This window comes from Anabaena sp. UHCC 0204, assembly GCF_009711975.1.
Classification (GTDB): Bacteria; Cyanobacteriota; Cyanobacteriia; order Cyanobacteriales; family Nostocaceae; genus Dolichospermum.
The window spans coordinates 69,978-88,802 of sequence record NZ_VIKW01000016.1 but is presented as its reverse complement, the minus strand read 5'-3'; the positions used below and the strand labels follow the sequence as shown (position 1 = coordinate 88,802).

Genomic DNA, 18,825 nt, shown 5'->3' with positions numbered 1-18,825 from the left:
GTAAACAGATGAACCCAGAAAATATTATAGTTGTTGCTGCACTGTATAAATTTGTCAGTTTACCTGATTATAAAGAACTGCAAGCACCTTTATTATCTTTTTGCCAGTCACAAGGAATCAAAGGAACTATTTTACTAGCGTCGGAAGGAATTAATGGCACAATTGCCGGTTCTCGTCAGGAAATTGATGGGGTTTTAGCATTTCTGCGGACTGATTCGCGGTTTGCAGATTTAGAACATAAAGAATCTTACACAGAAATTCCGCCTTTTGAACGGCTAAAAGTGCGGTTAAAGCCAGAAATCGTCACTTTGGGATTACCAGAAGTTAACCCTAATGAAAAAGTGGGAACTTATGTTACTCCGGAAGAATGGAATGATTTGATTTCTAACCCGGAAGTGACTGTCATTGATACCCGCAATGATTATGAAGTTAGTATTGGTACTTTTAAAGGTGCGAAGAATCCCCAAACTGAAACGTTCCGAGATTTTCCCCAATATGTAGAACAGCATCTTGATTCCCACAAACATAAGAAAGTGGCAATGTTTTGTACTGGAGGTATTCGCTGTGAAAAAGCCTCTTCTTATTTGCTGTCTCAGGGTTTTGAGGAAGTTTATCACCTGAAAGGGGGTATTCTCAAGTATTTAGAAGAAGTTCCCCAGGAAAACAGTTTATGGGAAGGAGAATGTTTTGTTTTTGATGAAAGAGTGGCTGTTCGTCATGGCTTAGAAATGGGAAGTTATGAATTATGCTTTTGTTGTGGACATCCTATTTCTGAAGATGATAAATCTCTACCTGAATATGAAGAAGGTATTTCTTGTTCTCACTGTTTTGATAGTTTGACAGAGGAGAAAAGGGTACGTCAACAGGAAAAATGGAAACAGTTTCAATTAAACATGAACCGAATTTAAATGTGTCTTTTTTCTCACAGAACTTACGCACAAGTCATGAAGGAACGAACCACGTTCGCGGAGCGTCCCGATAGCTTGCGTAGCGACGTAGGAGCTATAGGGATAGGAACGAAGAACACGTTCGCGCAGCGTCCCGTTAGGGATAGGAAAGAAAGTTTGAGAGATATTTTGCGTAAGTCCTATCTCATTTTTGTAGAGACGTTCCATGGAACGTCTCTACAGTTGTTTTATGCATCTATTTCTCTTTCCCAAATTAAATTCATTGCTTTTTTTATAATCTCTTCTTGTTGGACTAATTTGCTTAATTCTTCTGCTTCATATTGACCTTCAAAAGCTTCAATTGCTGCTTTTTCTAACGCTAAATCATAAGCATCTTCTAGAGTCGCTGCTAATTCTGTTTCACTCAGATAAGTTCCTTTGGCTTTTTCACGAGAATTACTGCGTTGAATTTGCTTGACAGAATTACGAATAGAAAGATTCCAAGACCTAGTAGTGCGGTTTTCAGCAGATTGCTTAATTAGGTGTAGAAGTAAAATGATGCCATAGCTAAATATTTTATTCAGTTTATCAGATTTGCTCATTTCTTCTAATTCTTCGACAATCAATAAGGCTTCTGTTATATTGCCTTGGTGCAGAAGTTCTTTGAGGGTAAGTAGTTCTTCCATTGGGTTGATTTTCCTAATTTTTCATAGCTAAGGTTAATCCGTCGGCTATGGGAACTAAACTCAAGGTAATTCGGGAATCTTGATGTAATTTGCGATTCACAGCCCGAATTTTGTTAGTTTGATTGTCTTGTATTTCTGTATCTGCAACTTTACCCGACCACAGTACATTATCAATGGCAATTAGTCCACCTGGGCGAATTAGTTGCAGCGATCGCTCATAATAGTTTTCATAGTTGCCTTTATCAGCATCAATAAACGCAAAATCAAATGTTCCTGCTTCCCCTGCTGCTAGTAAATGATCTAATGTTTCCAAGGCTGGAGCAATATGCAAGTCAATTTTATCCTCCACTCCCGCTTGTTGCCAATAACGCCGAGCAATGTTGGTATACTCTTCACTAACATCACAGGCAACTATTTTACCATCGGCGGGTAAAGCCAACGCGACTACCAAGGAACTATAGCCAGTGAATACACCTATTTCTAAAGTTTTTTTTGCTCCTATTAATTTCACCAACAATGCCATAAATTGTCCCTGTTCAGGAGATATTTGCATTCGAGACATTGGCAATTGAGAGGTTTCTTGACGCAGTTGGGTTAAAGTAATTGGTTCGCGGAGAGAAACTGAAAGTAAATAATCATACACGCTTTGTTCTAAACCCAGGGTTTGTTTTGACATAATTTATATTTGGGGATTAATGCACCTATAGGAGGAAACAGGCTTTTAAGTATTGTAATTATTTTTATTCGGGGCGCAAGTCAATATTGTTTAACTTACTGGAAGTTTATTAATTATTTTATGATAGTTCTTCCTTATCAACTTTATGATAACAAATTTAAAATCAAATGTCAACCCCCAATTCCTCTTTTAAACCGACCTTTACTCTAGTAATATGTTGTATAGCAATTGTTTGGTAAGGGGTTCTTGATGACTATTTATATTATTCGTCCTAAGACAACATCGGTAGCACGTTCTTTAAAATTAGCATCGAGAAAATTTACGGCTGAAAGTCGTCCTTCACAAGTTGCAGACGTAGTGAATTTTTGGCAAGAAGATTCTGGATATCAAGAAATAATTAGTTATTTAGAAGATACAGATACAATTACTGAATATCCAACTTATTCTAATATTACAGGTGCTAAAGTTGTTGATATACCTGATGAAGAAGTTGAACAACTACGGCAAGATTTACCTAATGCTTTAATTTTACGGGATTTGCCAATAGAATTAATTAAACCACATAAAAGTACGGCAGTCTCGAAAACCACTCTCACCACAGATGATCTTTGGCATTTAGAAGCCATATATCTGAATTTAGCACGTCAAAAGGGATTTACAGGCACAGGAAAAAATATCACTGTTGCTGTTTTGGATACGGGAATCGAAGCAAACCACACAACATTACAAGGAAAAGTAATTGCATCTTACAGTCTGAATAACAGAACACAGCAAATTCAAACTATATCTCATCAAGATACACAAGGTCATGGTACTCATGTTGCTGGGTTAATTTGTGGACAAGAAATTGGAGTAGCACCAGAAACTCAACTCATTAGCGGAACATTAATACCGGGAGGTACAGGTAAACTATCAGATTTATTTTTATGGTTAGACTGGTTAGCAATGCAACCGGAGGTAAATATAGTCAATATTTCCGCAGGTATTCCCACATTTATTGATGAAATTAGCGATTTAATTGACTCTTTATTAGCAGTAGGTATATTACCTGTTTGTGCTGTGGGTAATGATGGTATGAATAGAAGTGATACACCTGCTAATTGTCGAGGTTCACTTTCTGTAGGTGCGATAAATTCCAATTATCAAGTTGCAGCTTTTAGCGGTAGTGGCACAATAGCAATTAATAACCATCAATATCAAGTTCCTTATTTAGTTGCACCAGGACAAGGAGTTTATTCTAGTGTTATGGGTGGAGGATATGAAGCATGGGATGGAACATCAATGGCAACTCCTATTGTTTCCGGTGTGGCTGCGTTAATATTAGAGAAATATCAAACAATTACATACCTTGATTTATTTGATGCACTGCTTTCTACTTGTAAAGATTTGGGACTGGATAAAGAACGTCAAGGTAAAGGTTTAGTTCAAATACCAACTACACTATATGAACCTTAAAGAAGACCAAATTACTAAAGTTGATCCTTTGCTGGAAGAATTTTTAATGAATGCAAGGGGTGATGAAAAAATTCGGGTAATTATGACTTTGGGTAATGAAAATCAACTCAGGAATAGTCAAGCATTGCCAATTCTTGAACCTGGGAATTTTCCTTCACCTATTGCTTATAGACAAGCATTAATTGAACTGCGAAAAAATCAACTTTCTCAGGTTATAGGTAACACAATTCAAGAGTTACAAAATTTGTCTTTAAAACCTGTCGGTGGCACAATGAGTCGTGTTTTAGTTGTTGAAGGTTCAGCAACAGATATATTAAATTCATTAGAATTATCTGGCGTAAATAATGTTAGTTTAGATCAATTGGTGGGACTACCGGAAGTTGCACCGGATGAAGCAGTTAATCATTTTGCTGAATTGTATATTAAAATTTTAGGAATTGAGTTAGATCAGAAAACAAAAAAATTAATTTATCAAGCGTCTAAACAATACATTCTTAATTATCAAAAGCGATATAATCGGTTACGAGTTTTAGGAATGTCGCAATTTGTTAATTTAGATGATATTTATACAGAAGTCCAATGTTTACAACCTGATGAGATTAGAACTTTTGAATCAGTAACAACATTAGAAGAAAATTATCGTCAAAATGGTAGTCGCAGATTGACTAATGAAAAATCTGCAAGACAAAATGGAATAACAATTGCTAACCAATATGCACATTTAATGATATTGGGACAACCGGGTGCAGGTAAATCTACTTTTCTAAGAAAAATAGGACTAGAAGCACTCAAAGGTAAATCTGGTCAAGTTAAAGGTGAATATATTCCTGCTTTATTAGAACTAAAACAATTTACTACAGATAAAGTTGATATTTACGATATTATTCAGCAAGAATTTATATCATGTCAATTGCCATTAGCAAAAGAATTTACTAATCAAGTATTACGACAAGGAAAATTATTACTTTTATTAGATGGCTTAGACGAAGTAGCGAATAAAAATTTTGAATTAGTGATTGATGGGATACAAAATTTTGTTAAGCAATACAAGCAAAATAAGTTTGTGATTTCCTGTCGTACTGCTGCCTATCGCCAAAAGTTCAATAACTTCAAAGAATTTATTATTGCGGATTTTGATGATCAACAAATTCAACAGTTTATTAATAACTGGTTTTATTCAGAAGTTGATAAAAAATTAGAGACTGCGGAAAAATGCTGGAATAAAATTAACAGTGAGGAAGCTACTAGAGAATTAGCCAGAACTCCCTTATTATTAACTTTTCTTTGTTTAGAGTATGATGAATCTCAAGATTTACCAAAAAAGAAAGCTACATTATATGGTAATGCTTTAGATATTTTGTTGAGAAGATGGGCATCTGAAAAAAGATTACCTTATGAACCAGTTTATCGTCAACTTGGTATTGATTTAGAAAAAATTATGTTGGCAGAGATTGCTTATGATAATTTTGCATCAAATAAGTTATTCTTTTCTCAGCAAGAAGTTTTAAATCAAATTCAAAAATTTCTCTCTAATAATTATAATGCACCGAAAAATTTAGATGCTGGGAAAATATTGGATGCTATTACTATTGAACAAGGAATTTTAGTAGAACGTGCGGAAGATGTATTTTCTTTTTCTCATCTGACGCTACAGGAATATTTAACAGCACAATATATTAATGATCATCGCCTAGTTGAAAAATTAGTTACTGAACATCTGACAAATCAACGTTGGAAAGAGGTATTTTTGTTAGTTGCTGGAGTAATGCGGGGTGGTGCAGATGATTTGTTGTTATTAATGGAAAAGGAAGCACAAAAATATATCAATACCCCAAAATTACAAGCTTTATTAAATTGGGCGGAAGAAGTCACAGTAGGATCTCAAGGTGATTATAAACCAGTTGGGAAACGTGCAGTTGCGATCGCCAACGCCAACGCCAACGCCAACGCCAACGCCAACGCCAACGCCAACGCCAACACCATAACTAAATTTATTAAATACATTAATGAATTAGAAAAATCCAAAATATATAATCAAAAGCTCAATTTAACTGTTTTACTTGCTCGACTAGAAGCTCTCAAAGCTAAAATACCTGATGACAAACAACCAAAAGAAATACATCAAGCTTTTACTGAAAAGTTGATAAAAACATTAATCAATGGTTTTAATCTCACCCCAGAAATGATTGATTTATCTTACGAAGAAATCAAAGCCCTAGATAATTATCTCTACGCCAATCACCTGATTATCCAATGCAAAGAAGCAGCAGTGCGGGTATCACCGACGACATGGGAAGCAATAGAAGCGCGGATGTTGTTGGTGGGCAGACAAAATATATAAAAGATTTGGATTTGATGTAGGGGTAGCGCCCCCGTGCCTACCCCGGTATTTGGGCAACCACAGGGGGATTGCCCCTACGAATAATTAAAATCCAGTGAGTTTATGTAGAGATGTTGCAACGATATGATTTTCTGGATAAAATAGCTGATTTGCGCCCTAAAATTAGAGACTATTCTTATAAACTTACTCGCGTCAGAGGGGGTATTCATGAGCCGTCCAATTATTCTGGGTATTGTTGGTGATAGTGCTGCTGGTAAAACAACTCTGACTAAAGGCATTGCTCAGGTACTCGGTCCAGAAAATGTGACTATTATCTGTACAGACGATTACCACCGTTACGATCGCACACAACGGGCCGAATTAGGGATTACAGCCCTGCATCCTGATTGTAACTATCTGGATATCATGCAGCAACATTTATCGCTGCTACGGACAGGACAGGCAATTCTCAAGCCCGTTTACAGCCATAAAACAGGCACATTTGAGCCGCCACAATATATCAAACCCAGTAAATTTGTGATTATTGAAGGGTTACTAGGTTATTCTACCCGTGTAGCCCGTGATGCTTATGATGTGAAAGTCTATCTTGCCCCTCCTGAACCACTTCGCGCTGATTGGAAGGTGAAACGGGATACTCAAAAGCGCGGTTATACTCCAGAACAGGTATTAGCGGAGTTAGATAAACGCGAACCTGACTCAGAAATGTATATCCGTCCCCAGCGTCAATGGTCAGATATTGTTGTGAGTTTTTATCCTCCCAATGGTGAAATAGATGAAACTAATGGACATTTAAATGTGCGCTTGGTGCTGCGTCCTTCGATTCCTCACCCTGATTTTACCGAAATTATTCACGCTGGTCATGGTGATTCCCAGTCAGCTATCCGCTTGGGACTAGATAGAGATATGGGAAAACCGGTGGATGTTTTAGAGGTGGACGGTCATGCAACCTTGGAACAGGTGAATAAAATCGAACGGATTATGTGTAACGATATGCCGCATTTAAATAGTGTGTGCGATCGCGAAAGTAATCCCGAATTAGGTAAAATTGCTGGTACAACTGGAGAAACTCTGCAAAGTTATCCCCTCGCCCTCACTCAGTTAATTATTACCTACCATATGCTCAAAGCTACGCAAATTTACCAATAAGTAATTCACGTTGCTCATTCAGTAGCACTTAGGTAATCTCCACAAAAATTAAAGATATTGTCAATGAGGAATAATTGTGCCAATAAATAAGGCATAAATAAGTATTGCATCTACCCAATTATTCCCAATCTCAAATCCTAAATTGGTATGACTTATTGCCTCAGAATAGCCGATTTACCCGAAAATGAACGCCCCCGTGAAAGATTAATCACTCACGGTCCGAAAATTTTAGCTACAGCAGAATTAATCGCTATTCTGTTGGGTACTGGTCAAGGACCGGGTAAACTCTCAGCCGTCGGTTTAGGACAATATATATTACAACAATTGGGTAAAAGTCAGTGTGACCCCTTAGCAGCTTTACGAAATATTACCCCCGCTGAGTTAATGGAAATACCCGGTGTGGGTCCAGCCAAAGCCACAACTATCCTAGCTGCAATTGAATTGGGTAAACGGGCTTTTTTATGTCGTCCTGCTGATGGTACAGTTATTGATAGTCCCATTGCTGCGGCTGCGGTGCTTAGTCAAGACTTGATGTGGCAAGATCAAGAAAGATTTGCAGTCTTGTTATTAGATGTCAAAAATAAGTTATTAGGAACAAAGGTAATTACTATTGGTACAGCCACGGAAACTTTAGCCTCTCCCCGTGACATTTTTCGAGAAGTCATTCGTCAAGGTGCTACCAGGGTAATAGTTGCCCATAATCACCCTTCTGGGAGTTTAGAACCCAGTGAAGCAGATATAGAATTAACTCGTCAATTATTAGCCGGTTCGGAACTTCTAGCCATTCCCATTTTAGATCATTTAATCTTAGGTAATGGCACTCATCAGAGTTTACGAGAAATTTCCACTTTGTGGGATAATTGTCCTCAAGTTGATTGATATTTCTACCTGCGTTTTTCTAATTCTTGTAATTCCTTCTCTGTGCGTTCATAGGGGTTTGTCTTCGGCTTACCAGTGGGAAATAGATTCAGAGCAAAATTATTTAAAGCTGTACGGGTTTGAATGCTTGATTTTCCTAACTCACCTGGTAATATCTTATCTCCTATCGTTACAAATAGAATAAAGGCAATAATAAAAAAGGGTATATATCGTTTCATGTTTCCTTCCTCATTAATTAGAGATTGTCATTGATCTATATTTTTAGGATGCCCTAATGATCATCAAAACAATAACTCACAAATCATATTTTTTTCCGAGAATATGATTCAAGTAACATCATCTCTCAGAACTTCTGCAACAGTTAATTGCCAATATTTAGCTAAATATCGAGAATTAATGTAATATAATCTTAAAAATTAGGAGATATTGTTAAATATGGATTTAACTACCATTTTAGGATTAGTTGCAGGTGCATTAACTACTGTCGCTTTTTTACCGCAAATGTTCCAAACTTGGCGCACCAAATCAGCTAAAGATGTTTCCTATGTGATGCTGATTATCTTCATGAGTGGCTTATTTCTGTGGTTAATCTATGGTATTATCCTTGGTGCTTTACCCATTATTATCGCCAATGCAATGACATTATTTTTTAACTTGATAATTCTATGGCTTAAAATTAGATATAGATAACCGTACTAAAAAAGCTGTGACATCATCTGTATTTGACTTAGAACGCCTCCTGTTTACCCCCGCAACCCCCAATCATGACGCTATCCCGCTCATTTATGCCTTTCCCAATGAGTACACGGTGGGAATAACTAGCCTGGGCTATCAGGTGGTGTGGGCGACTTTGGCCATGCGTGAGGATTTGCAGGTAAGTCGCTTATTTACTGATATTCGTGAACAACTTCCTAGACATCCAGAATTATTGGGTTTTTCTATGTCTTGGGAATTGGATTATGTGAACATTTTTAATCTTTTAGAATCTTTAGAAATTCCTCTGCGGGCTAATTCTCGTAATCGAAATCATCCTTTAATTTTTGGTGGTGGACCAGTTCTCACAGCCAACCCTGAACCTTATGCTGAATTTTTTGATATTATATTATTGGGAGATGGTGAAAATCTCCTTGGTGATTTTATAGATACTTATAAAAAAATCAGAAATGCAGATAGGGAAACTCAATTAAAAACATTATCGCAAGTTCCAGGAATTTATATTCCTAGTTTATATGTAATTGAATATGTAGAACCAGATGGAGAAATAAAATCAATTAATCCCATTGCTGCGGAAATTCCCCCTATTATCCAAAAGCAAACTTACCGAGGAAATACCCTTTCTACTTCTACTGTCGTCACAGAAAAAGCTGCTTGGGAAAATATTTATATGGTGGAAGTGGTGCGGAGTTGTCCCGAAATGTGCCGCTTTTGTTTAGCTAGTTATTTAACTTTACCTTTTAGAACTGCGAGTTTAGAAACTTCTTTAATTCCGGGAATTGAACGGGGTTTAACAGTTACAAACCGTTTAGGTTTATTGGGTGCTTCTGTTACTCAACATCCAGAATTTACAGAATTATTGGATTATATTAGTCAACCCAAATATGATGATGTGCGGTTAAGTTTGGCTTCGGTGAGAACCAATACAGTCACAGTCAAATTAGCCCAAACTTTGGCAAAACGAGATACAAGATCATTGACAATTGCTGTCGAAAGTGGTTCAGAAAAAGTTCGCAAAATTGTCAATAAAAAATTGGAGAACGATGAAATTATTCAAGCAGCTATTAATGCAAAAGCTGGTGGTTTATCGAGTTTAAAACTTTATGGAATGGTGGGAATTCCCGGTGAAGAAGCCGAAGATTTAGACGCAACTGTAAAAATGATGCAAACTGTTAAAAAAGCTGCGCCGGGTTTGCGGTTAACACTAGGATGCAGTACCTTTGTACCTAAGTCCCATACACCATTCCAATGGTTTGGGGTTAATAAACAAGCAGAGAAGCGGTTACAATTATTACAAAAACAACTAAAACCTCAAGGGATAGAGTTTAGACCAGAAAGTTATAATTGGTCAATTATACAGGCTTTGTTGTCCAGAGGCGATCGGCGGCTTTCTCTATTATTAGAATTAACCCGTGATTTTGGCGACTCTTTGGGAAGTTACAAACGCGCCTTTAAACAACTGAAAGGACAAATTCCTGATTTAGATTTTTATGTCCATAGTAATTGGTCAACTGAGAAAATTTTACCTTGGAATCACTTGCAAGGTCCCTTACCTCAGTCTACACTAATTAAGCATTTGGCAGAAGCTACTAACTTAGAATTAAATCATAAATAATGCACACAGATACAATATTCTACCAAATCTTCCTGACGTTCCATACTCTATTATTTGAACTACTGGGACAACCCACAGAAAATGCAGAGGGTTATCAGTTTACTTCTGTAGAAGTCAAAGAGAAAGCCTTTCGATTTGATGGAATATTCATGCCAAATAGTGAGGAAAAACCCATCTATTTTGTCGAAGTCCAATTTCAGAATAAACCAGAATTTTACTGGGAATTAATCACAGAGATAAATATTTATCTCAATCAATATAAACCAGAACAAGATTGGCAAGCAGTAGCTTTATTTGCTAAACGGAGTTTAGATGTGGAAAGATTAACTAATTACCAACAAGAATTAGTTAATAGTGGTCGCATCAAACGAATTTATTTAGATGAACTACCATCAGGTTCAATAGGGGTAGGGTTAATTGAACTAATTGTCAGTAAAGAAAACCAAGCACCACAATTAGTTCAAAACTTGATGGCAAGAACAAAGACAGAAGTTAGCAATGAGAGAGAAAGACAAGGTATTATAGAGTTATTGGAAATTGTCTTGGTGTCGAAGTTTTCACAATTAAGCCGTCAGGAGATAGAAGCCATGTTTTTAGTAAGTGATATTAAGCAAACAAGGGTATATCAGGAAGCAAAGCAGGAAGGTGAACAAGAAGGTAGACAAGAAGGTAGACAAGAAGGTAGACAAGAAGGTAGACAAGAAGGTGAGAAAAACTTACTGCTGCGGCAGTTATCTAAGCGGTTTGGAAAATTGGCAGATGTGTATATCCAAAGTATCAACAATTTAAACATCACACAACTTGAAGACCTGGGAGAAGCATTATTAGACTTTGCAGAAATTAGCGACTTGGAACAGTGGCTAATTTCTCATACAGAATCATAGATATAGATAATTATCTAAAATCTTTTCTTCCAGTCTCATTTTTTCTTATTTCTACCTCCTGATTCCTTGACTCAAAATGAATCAAATTATTACTCAAGTTGATGCTTTTACAAATACACCTTTTAAAGGAAATCCTGCGGCTGTCTGTGTTTTAGATAGTCCCAAATCTGAATTATGGATGCAAAATATCGCCCAGGAAATGAATTTATCAGAAACCGCTTTTTTAGTCAAACAAGATGACGGTTTCAATTTACGTTGGTTCACACCGACAGTAGAAGTTCCCCTGTGTGGACACGCCACCTTAGCCAGCGCCCATGTATTATGGTCTCAAGGATATTTATTGCCAAATCAAGAGGCGTGTTTTTATACAAAAAGTGGTATACTAATAGCTAAACTAGAAAATGATTGGATTCAGTTAGATTTTCCGGTAAATCTTTCCCAAGCGATAGAATCACCTCCAGAATTAAGTCAAGTTTTAGGAGTAGCTTGTAAATCTGTAGTCGAAAATTCTCTGGGTTATTTAGTAGAAGTAGAGTCTGAGCAATTAGTCAGAGAAATGCGGCCCAATTTCCAACAGATGAAAACCCTCACTAAGGCTGATATTATCGTTACTAGCATCGCCAATTCTAACTCAGAATATGATTTTGTCTCCCGCTTTTTTGCCCCAGGTTTAGGGATTAATGAAGATCCTGTAACTGGTGCAGCACATTGTTGTTTAGCACCTTTTTGGCGGGATAAATTGGGAAAAGATGAATTTTTAGCCTATCAAGCTTCCAGTCGGGGTGGTGTGGTAAAAGTGTACTATCCAGGAAAAGATCGCGTCTTTATATCTGGACAAGCTGTAACAGTAATGCGAGGAGAATTAATTATAAATTAATATCATATCAGATCCCCGACTTCTTTCAGAAATTGGGGATAGAAGACAATGATTAGGTTAATATTTGTAATTAATTTTTTAGATTTAATCTGACGCTTATCGGGCATTATTGACTATGAACATCCTTTAATGAAGGAAGTTGAGCAATAAATAAATTGAAGTTTCAATTTTTTATAGGTCATAATGTCAATAATACCGTCCTCAAGAGGGATGGTGATTTGATAAAAATGTGAGAATTCAGCAAGTAAGATATCAGTCAATTCTGAATTTTACATAAATTAACCCATACTAAAAACTGAAAAAATGACCATTAATCGTGTAAATAATAGAAATCTTCTCCAAAAATCTGATTGGCCTGTTCAAGATCTACCAGGATTAAGTCCAGAAGATCAAGCCCAACTAAAAAATTGTGGCATCAATACCACAGAAGAACTACTTAAAAGAGGTCAAACTCCCGAAGAGAGAATAGTATTAGCAGGTAAATTAAAGGTAAATATCCATTCTGTGAATAAATGGGTAGTTTTAGCAGGTTTAGCCCGTGTTCCCAGTGTAGGAACTCAATATTGCGGTATATTGCTTCACTCTGGTGTTATTTCCATAGCCCAATTAGCGCAAACTCCTACTCACAGATTACATAGACAAGTTATGCGTTTGCAAGTAGCAACATTGCATAACCGCGATTTATGTCCAGCAGTTGAATTAGTCCAACAATGGAGTCACCAAGCCCAAGCGATGGGTAATTAATAATTGACAATTGACAGTTGTTTATTCCTTCGCTAGGACACCGTTCAGAAATATATCCGCCAATCCTTCCGCCATTTTTTGCATTTCTTGGGGGGAGGCATTGGGTTCTATGAGGGTATTATCAGAGAAACCAGCGATCGCAAATAAACCCAGAAAAACTTTAGCTACAAGTTTGGCATCCATCTGACGATAGATGCCTTTATCCATGGCCGTTTGAAAAAATGCTTCTGCAACATCTGTCATTTTATCAATAACTTCTGTTTGAATGCGATCGCGTAAATCTGGATGAAACTGCACTTCCATAAAGCAAACGCGCATAATATCGGCGTTTTTTTGCAAATTCCACATCCGACGGCGCATAACTTGGGCGATCGCCTTATAGCTACCCATTTCGCTGAGTTCTGTTAGCAAATCGGTGAGAATATCCACCCAGCCGCTAGTAGCCACTTCCACCAAAATTGCTTTTTTATTGGCAAAATGACGAAAGAGAGTTCCTTCGGCTATCCCTGCTGATTTTGCTAAATCACGGGTTGTAGTTCCCTCGAATCCTTGGGCGGCAAACAACCGTTGTGCTGCTTGCAAAATGCGTGTGCGCGTCTGTGCTTCTGACGGTGGAGGAGAATGGAAAACTCGCATGGTAGTTATTTTGATATCTCCAAAACAAGATTTGTAGCCCTATTGTGCAACATGGAATGCAAAAATTACAGAAAGCTTAATAGAAGGTTAACTCTCTTTGTGTTAGTTACTCGATTTCTCAAGGAATGTAAATTTACTTTAACTTTTGCTTATGCACCAGGCAATTTTAGATTTATTCCGGGGTGGCACTAAAAAGTCACCATTCCGTCGTCTCGTAGCCGCTGCTTTGGCGCTGATCATATTTGGATGGGGGTGGATGCCAGAAATGGCCATAGCCCTGCAAAAATCCCAAAATTCCATTCAACCTTACTTAGAACGAGTAATTAATCAATTAACAGAATTTAGTCTGGATAATGGGCTGAAATTCATTGTTTTAGAAAGACATCAAGCGCCTGTAGTCTCCTTTGTCACTTATGCTGATGTTGGTGGTATTGATGAACCAGATGGACAAACAGGAGTAGCCCACTTTCTCGAACATCTGGCATTTAAAGGGACAAAGCGCATAGGTACTACAGATTACAAAGCTGAAGCACCACTCCTCGAAAGGTTAGAACAGTTAGATAACCAAATCAAAACTGCCAAAACTAAGGGCAAAAAAGATGATTTAGCGCAGTTAGAAACTGAGTTTCAATCAGTAGAAACCCAAGCCCTCAAATTAGTTAAACAAAACGAAATGGGGCAAATTGTTGAACAAGCTGGAGGAGTGGGTTTAAACGCTACGACTTCCTCCGAAGCAACTCGCTATTTTTACAGTTTTCCATCTAACAAATTAGAACTGTGGATGTCTTTAGAATCTGAACGCTTTTTAGAACCTGTATTTCGGGAATTCTATAAAGAAAAAGATGTAATTTTGGAAGAAAGACGGATGCGGGTAGATAATTCACCTATCGGCCAGATGGTGGAAAAATTCATAGATACTGCTTTCAAAGTTCATCCTTACCGACGACCAGTAATTGGTTATGATGAGGATATTCGCAACTTAACACCAGAGAACGTAAAGAAGTTTTTTGATGCTTACTATCCTCCCAGCAATTTAACGATCGCTATTGTCGGAGATGTCAATCCAGTAGAAGTGAAAAAACTGGCACAAACTTACTTTGGACGTTATGCAGCTAAACCCAAACCCCAGCAAAAATTACCAGTAGAACCCCCACAAACCGCTACAAGGGAAGTTACTTTAGAATTACCTACCCAACCTTGGTATTTAGAAGGTTATCATCGTCCTGCTATTACCCATCCTGACAATGCAGTATATGAATTGATGGGTAGTTTATTGAGTGACGGGAGAACATCAAGACTTTATAAGTCTTTGGTAGAAAAACAACGTTTAGCCCTAAATGCTCAAGGTTATAGTGGATTTCCAGGGGATAAATATCCTAATCTTATGTTCTTTTATGCTCTCACATCTCCAGGCAAAACAGTGGATGAAGTGGCGATCGCTTTAAGAGAAGAAATTGAAAAATTGAAAATTGAACCTGTATCTGCGGTGGAATTAGCAAGACTGAAAACCCAAGCCAGAGCAGGTTTATTACGCGCTCTTAATTCTAACATGGGCATGGCGCAACAGTTGTTAGAATATGAAGTAAAAACTGGTTCTTGGCGGAATTTATTTCAGCAATTGGAGAAAATTGCCGCAGTGACACCTGAAGATATTCAAAGAGTCGCAAAAACAACTTTTACGCCAGAAAATCGCATAGTTGGTAAGTTGTTATCAAAACAACCAGGATAGTACCGCAGGGCGGAATTAAAAATTAATAATTAAAAATTAAAAAAGCAATTTATTCCAGCTTTTTGGAGATTTTTAATAATTGGTTAATTTACGCCGTGTTGTCCTCAAAATTCTTAAATTCAAACAGGATTAATCTTTCAATCCTGAACAAAAATTGCAGAAAAATATGTTGAGGTTTGATTTGAAAAGCAAAAAATCACCATTTTCTAAGGGACAAAGATTTGTTTTTACCTTAGTTGTTGTTGTTGCTTGTTTACTGGTAAGTTTTAATTTTTCGACGACGAATTTCTCTTTAGCAGCAACAGCAGCAAAGCATTACACAGAGTTGAAATTTTCCCCAGTCTCAGAAATTAAATTACCCAAGTATGAACGGTATGTACTGGAAAATGGTTTGGTAGTTTATTTGATGGAAGATCATGAATTACCATTAGTAACTGGTACAGCATTAGTAAGAACAGGTAGCCGTTGGGAACAAGCTGAAAAAACGGGTTTAGCTAGTTTGGTAGGTTCTACATTGCGGAGTGGTGGCACTCAAAAGCATTCTGCTAATGAGTTAAATGAGATTTTAGAACAACGAGCCGCAGCCGTAGAAACAGATATTGGTGAAGCTGCTGGTAGTGCTAGTTTTGAAGCCCTGAGTGAAGATTTAGAAACCGTATTTGGGCTATTTACTGAGGTACTGCGAGAACCAGCTTTTGCTCAAGAAAAGTTGGATTTGGATAAAACTCAGATTCGCGGTAGTATTGCCCGACGGAATGATAATCCTAATAGTATTGCTAGTAGGGAGTTGAGAAAATTAATCTATGGGAAAGAAAGTCCCTTAGCGCGAACAGTTGAATATGCAACTTTAGATCAAATTTCCCGTGCAGATGTTTTGAAGTTTTATCAACAATATTTTCACCCCAATAACTTAATTTTAGGGATTGTTGGCGATTTTGATCCTCAACAAATGCGATCGCTCATTCAATCCAAATTTGGTGACTGGAAACCCAACCTACAAATTGCTAAAAACCAGTTACCAGAAGTCACTCAAGCTAATTTAGGCGGTGTATTCGTCGTTAATCAACCCCAACTTACTCAAAGCAGCGTCTTAATTGGCCATTTAGGTGGAAAATTCAATAATCCTGACTATCCAGCCTTAGATGTCATGAATGGCGTTTTAAATGGGTTTGGGGGACGTTTATTCAATGAATTGCGATCGCGTCAAGGTTTAGCTTATTCTGTTTATGGGATGTGGAGTCCCCGTTTTGACTATCCAGGAACATTCGTTGCTGGTGGACAAACTCGCACAGAAACCACAGTCCAATTTATCAAATCACTGCAAACCGAAATTAAACGTTTGCAAACTCAAAACATCACAGCCAAAGAATTAAATAATTCCAAAGACTCGACACTCAACTCCTTTGTCTTCAATTTTCAAAATCCTAGCCAAACCTTATCTAGGTTAATGCGTTACGAATATTATGGTTATCCCGCTGATTTCCTATTTCGCTATCAAAAAGCTATTACTGCTACCACAGCAGCAGATGTAAAACGGGTAGCGCGGAAATACTTGAAACCAGAAAAATTAGTTACTTTAGTAGTAGGAAATCAAACTGCTATCAAAGAACCATTAACCAACCTGTCCGCCCAGGTAACAAACATAGATATTACCATTCCCAACTCTCAACCAGCAGCTAAGAATTAATAACCCAAGTTGGTAATTGGTAATGGGTGATTGGTGATTGGCAATGGGTGAGTAAATTTCTGTTTTCATCCTGTTAATCCTTTAATCCTGTACTTCGACTTCGCTCAGTAACTACCTGATTCTGACATTTTCCCTAACATTTAAATCCCCGACTTCTTTAAGAAATCGGGGATCTTGTTATTGTATTTATTATAAGATAGTTCTTCCTTATCAATTTTATGATAACACACTGAAAATTTTTTGTCAACACCATAAAATCATTTTTTTCCGGTTGGCGTTTTTGTGTGAAACCCAGGGTGGGTTAACGTGCAAGCTAACCCACCAACAACGGATTCCGCAAATCCTACATACTGGTTTGAGGATTTGTGGAGTGATTTTTTTCCTCCTCTACAAACTCCTCAACTGCATAAACATCAGGCCATACAGTTGCACCATGTTCATAGTTATCAATCCCGATTTTATCGGCTTTAGGATTAACACGCAGCTTACCAATGGCATTGAGTCCAGTGAACATAACAAAGGCAAAAGCAATAGTGAAAACTGATACTGCAACTACGCCCAGAATCTGCACACCTAGCAAATCAAAACCACCACCTAATAACAGACCGGCTTTTTTATTCAAAGTCAATTCTGACTGACCTAAAAAGCCAACTGCAAGTGTACCCATCATGCCATTAATACCGTGAACTGCAAATGCTCCCACAGGGTCATCAATTTTGCATGATTCAATAATATCAATGCCGACAACTACTAAAATTCCACCAGTTAACCCAATCACAACCGCCGCCCAAGGTGCTACAAAAGCACAACCTGCGGTAATACCTACCAAACCGGCTAAAGAACCATTCAGACAATAGACTAAATCCCATTTACCTGAACGTTTGTATTGATAAAACAATGCTGCTAACGCCCCAGCACCAGCACCAAGAGTAGTATTCAGGGTGATTAAACCAATTAAGCCAGGATTACCAGCACCTAGAGTTGAACCAGGGTTAAAGCCGTACCAGCCAAACCAGAGAATCATTGTTCCCATAGCCGCCAAACCCAAATTATGGGCGGGGGGAATCTGTCCCCAAGGAGTCCGTCCAGGCCGAGGTCCAAGTAAAAAAGCACCAACTAAGGCAGTCCAACCACCCACGGTGTGAACTACGGTACTACCAGCAAAGTCATGAAAACCCATTTTTCCTAACCAACCACTGGAGTTCCACACCCAATGCACAATCAGGGGATAGCTAAATGCGCCCATAATTGCACTGTAGATTAAATCACCCACAAAGTCTGTTCTTCCTGCCATTGCCCCAGTTGTAATTGTACTGGCTGTAGCTGCAAAGGCAAACTGGAAGAAGAACAAGGTATAAGCATTGAGTCCAGAAGCAATTCCTGGTACACCACCGTTGGTAAACACACCATCAGTAGGTAGTTGGCTTAAGAAGAAAGTATCTGTACCAATAAACCCACCAGCACTTGTTCCAAAAGCAATTCCAAAGCCTACACCCCACCACACAATAATAGTGACAGCAGCATCAATGAAGTTTTCCAATAGGGCATTAACTACACCTCTTTGGCGCAGTAAACCTGCTTCCAACATGGAAAAACCGGTCTGCATGAAGAATACTAAAAAGCCTGTGAGTAAGACCCAGGTAGTATCAATGGAAACTTGTAATTGTTTGGTGGTTGCATCTAAAGATTCCAGTGTCACAGGATCTGCTGCCTGGACAACTGTAGGCGCAAAAATTGCCAACACCATTGAACCAATAGCTAGTGCTAGAAGGCGATACAAGGGACGAATACGTTTATTCATTGTTGTTTTTCCTGCTAGAAAAGCTGTAATTAATATTGTTCATCAAAGGACCTGAATAACTTAATTAA

General features: G+C 37.8%; 17 protein-coding genes. 12 read left to right on the top strand and 5 right to left on the bottom strand.

The features are described 5' to 3' along the window. Window positions 1-8: 8 nt before the first annotated feature. On the top strand, window positions 9-908 hold the full coding sequence (locus FJR04_RS14685) for a rhodanese-related sulfurtransferase (protein ID WP_168495996.1): 900 nt from the start codon (window positions 9-11) through the stop codon (window positions 906-908). Between the two features lie 227 nt (window positions 909-1,135). Here FJR04_RS14685 and FJR04_RS14680 read toward each other — a convergent pair whose 3' ends face one another. Beyond that, window positions 1,136-1,573 carry a DUF29 family protein gene (locus FJR04_RS14680; RefSeq protein WP_168495994.1) on the bottom strand — a complete coding sequence of 146 codons (438 nt, stop codon included), beginning with the start codon at window positions 1,571-1,573 and terminating at the stop codon, window positions 1,136-1,138. Window positions 1,574-1,586: 13 nt separating this feature from the next. Beyond that, window positions 1,587-2,249 carry a class I SAM-dependent methyltransferase gene (locus FJR04_RS14675; protein ID WP_168495992.1) on the bottom strand — a complete coding sequence of 221 codons (663 nt, stop codon included), beginning with the start codon at window positions 2,247-2,249 and terminating at the stop codon, window positions 1,587-1,589. 249 nt (window positions 2,250-2,498) lie between these two features. Here FJR04_RS14675 and FJR04_RS14670 point away from each other — a divergent pair, with 249 nt between their 5' ends. From FJR04_RS14670 to radC, 4 genes are all read left to right on the top strand, one after another. After that, window positions 2,499-3,704: a S8 family serine peptidase gene (locus FJR04_RS14670; protein WP_168495990.1), complete on the top strand. Its 1,206-nt coding sequence runs from the start codon at window positions 2,499-2,501 to the stop codon at window positions 3,702-3,704. Beyond that, window positions 3,694-6,045, top strand: a complete 2,352-nt coding sequence (locus FJR04_RS14665) for an NACHT domain-containing NTPase (protein WP_254445291.1) — start codon at window positions 3,694-3,696, stop codon at window positions 6,043-6,045. The genes FJR04_RS14670 and FJR04_RS14665 overlap by 11 nt, the downstream gene beginning before the upstream one ends. Window positions 6,046-6,252: 207 nt before the next feature. Beyond that, complete coding sequence (locus FJR04_RS14660) at window positions 6,253-7,191, top strand: phosphoribulokinase (RefSeq protein ID WP_168495988.1); 939 nt, start codon at window positions 6,253-6,255, stop codon at window positions 7,189-7,191. A gap of 147 nt (window positions 7,192-7,338) precedes the next feature. Continuing rightward, entirely contained in the window at window positions 7,339-8,070 is a 732-nt protein-coding gene (gene radC / locus FJR04_RS14655; RefSeq protein WP_168495986.1) for a DNA repair protein RadC, read from the top strand. A 5-nt stretch (window positions 8,071-8,075) separates the two neighbouring features. Here radC and FJR04_RS14650 read toward each other — a convergent pair whose 3' ends face one another. Further along, window positions 8,076-8,288, bottom strand: coding sequence for a hypothetical protein (locus FJR04_RS14650; protein WP_168495984.1), 213 nt, complete (start codon window positions 8,286-8,288; stop codon window positions 8,076-8,078). A 217-nt stretch (window positions 8,289-8,505) separates the two neighbouring features. Between FJR04_RS14650 and FJR04_RS14645 the strand changes: the two genes are divergently transcribed. The 5 genes from FJR04_RS14645 (at window position 8,506) to FJR04_RS14625 (ending at window position 12,904) form a co-directional block, all read left to right on the top strand. Beyond that, window positions 8,506-8,760, top strand: coding sequence for a SemiSWEET transporter (locus FJR04_RS14645; protein WP_168495982.1), 255 nt, complete (start codon window positions 8,506-8,508; stop codon window positions 8,758-8,760). A 16-nt stretch (window positions 8,761-8,776) separates the two neighbouring features. Then, complete coding sequence (locus FJR04_RS14640; RefSeq protein WP_168495980.1) at window positions 8,777-10,399, top strand: radical SAM protein; 1,623 nt, start codon at window positions 8,777-8,779, stop codon at window positions 10,397-10,399. Next, window positions 10,399-11,283: an Rpn family recombination-promoting nuclease/putative transposase gene (locus FJR04_RS14635; protein ID WP_168495978.1), complete on the top strand. Its 885-nt coding sequence runs from the start codon at window positions 10,399-10,401 to the stop codon at window positions 11,281-11,283. Before FJR04_RS14640 ends, FJR04_RS14635 begins: the two co-directional genes overlap by 1 nt. A gap of 76 nt (window positions 11,284-11,359) precedes the next feature. Continuing rightward, complete coding sequence (locus tag FJR04_RS14630) at window positions 11,360-12,160, top strand: PhzF family phenazine biosynthesis protein (protein WP_168495976.1); 801 nt, start codon at window positions 11,360-11,362, stop codon at window positions 12,158-12,160. A 303-nt stretch (window positions 12,161-12,463) separates the two neighbouring features. Further along, window positions 12,464-12,904 carry a DUF4332 domain-containing protein gene (locus tag FJR04_RS14625; protein ID WP_168495974.1) on the top strand — a complete coding sequence of 147 codons (441 nt, stop codon included), beginning with the start codon at window positions 12,464-12,466 and terminating at the stop codon, window positions 12,902-12,904. Between the two features lie 21 nt (window positions 12,905-12,925). Here the strand turns inward: FJR04_RS14625 and FJR04_RS14620 are convergent, their stop codons facing one another. Beyond that, entirely contained in the window at window positions 12,926-13,540 is a 615-nt protein-coding gene (locus FJR04_RS14620; RefSeq protein ID WP_168495972.1) for a TetR/AcrR family transcriptional regulator, read from the bottom strand. A 151-nt stretch (window positions 13,541-13,691) separates the two neighbouring features. Here FJR04_RS14620 and FJR04_RS14615 point away from each other — a divergent pair, with 151 nt between their 5' ends. Next, window positions 13,692-15,269 carry a pitrilysin family protein gene (locus tag FJR04_RS14615; RefSeq protein ID WP_168495970.1) on the top strand — a complete coding sequence of 526 codons (1,578 nt, stop codon included), beginning with the start codon at window positions 13,692-13,694 and terminating at the stop codon, window positions 15,267-15,269. Between the two features lie 166 nt (window positions 15,270-15,435). Next, the gene (locus FJR04_RS14610) at window positions 15,436-16,956 is read left to right on the top strand and encodes a pitrilysin family protein (protein WP_168495968.1); all 1,521 of its coding nucleotides are present in this window, start codon (window positions 15,436-15,438) and stop codon (window positions 16,954-16,956) included. A gap of 343 nt (window positions 16,957-17,299) precedes the next feature. On the opposite strand, the gene FJR04_RS14605 is transcribed toward FJR04_RS14610, so the two are convergent. Beyond that, window positions 17,300-18,757 carry an ammonium transporter gene (locus tag FJR04_RS14605; RefSeq protein WP_168495966.1) on the bottom strand — a complete coding sequence of 486 codons (1,458 nt, stop codon included), beginning with the start codon at window positions 18,755-18,757 and terminating at the stop codon, window positions 17,300-17,302. Between the last annotated feature and the right edge of the window lie 68 nt (window positions 18,758-18,825).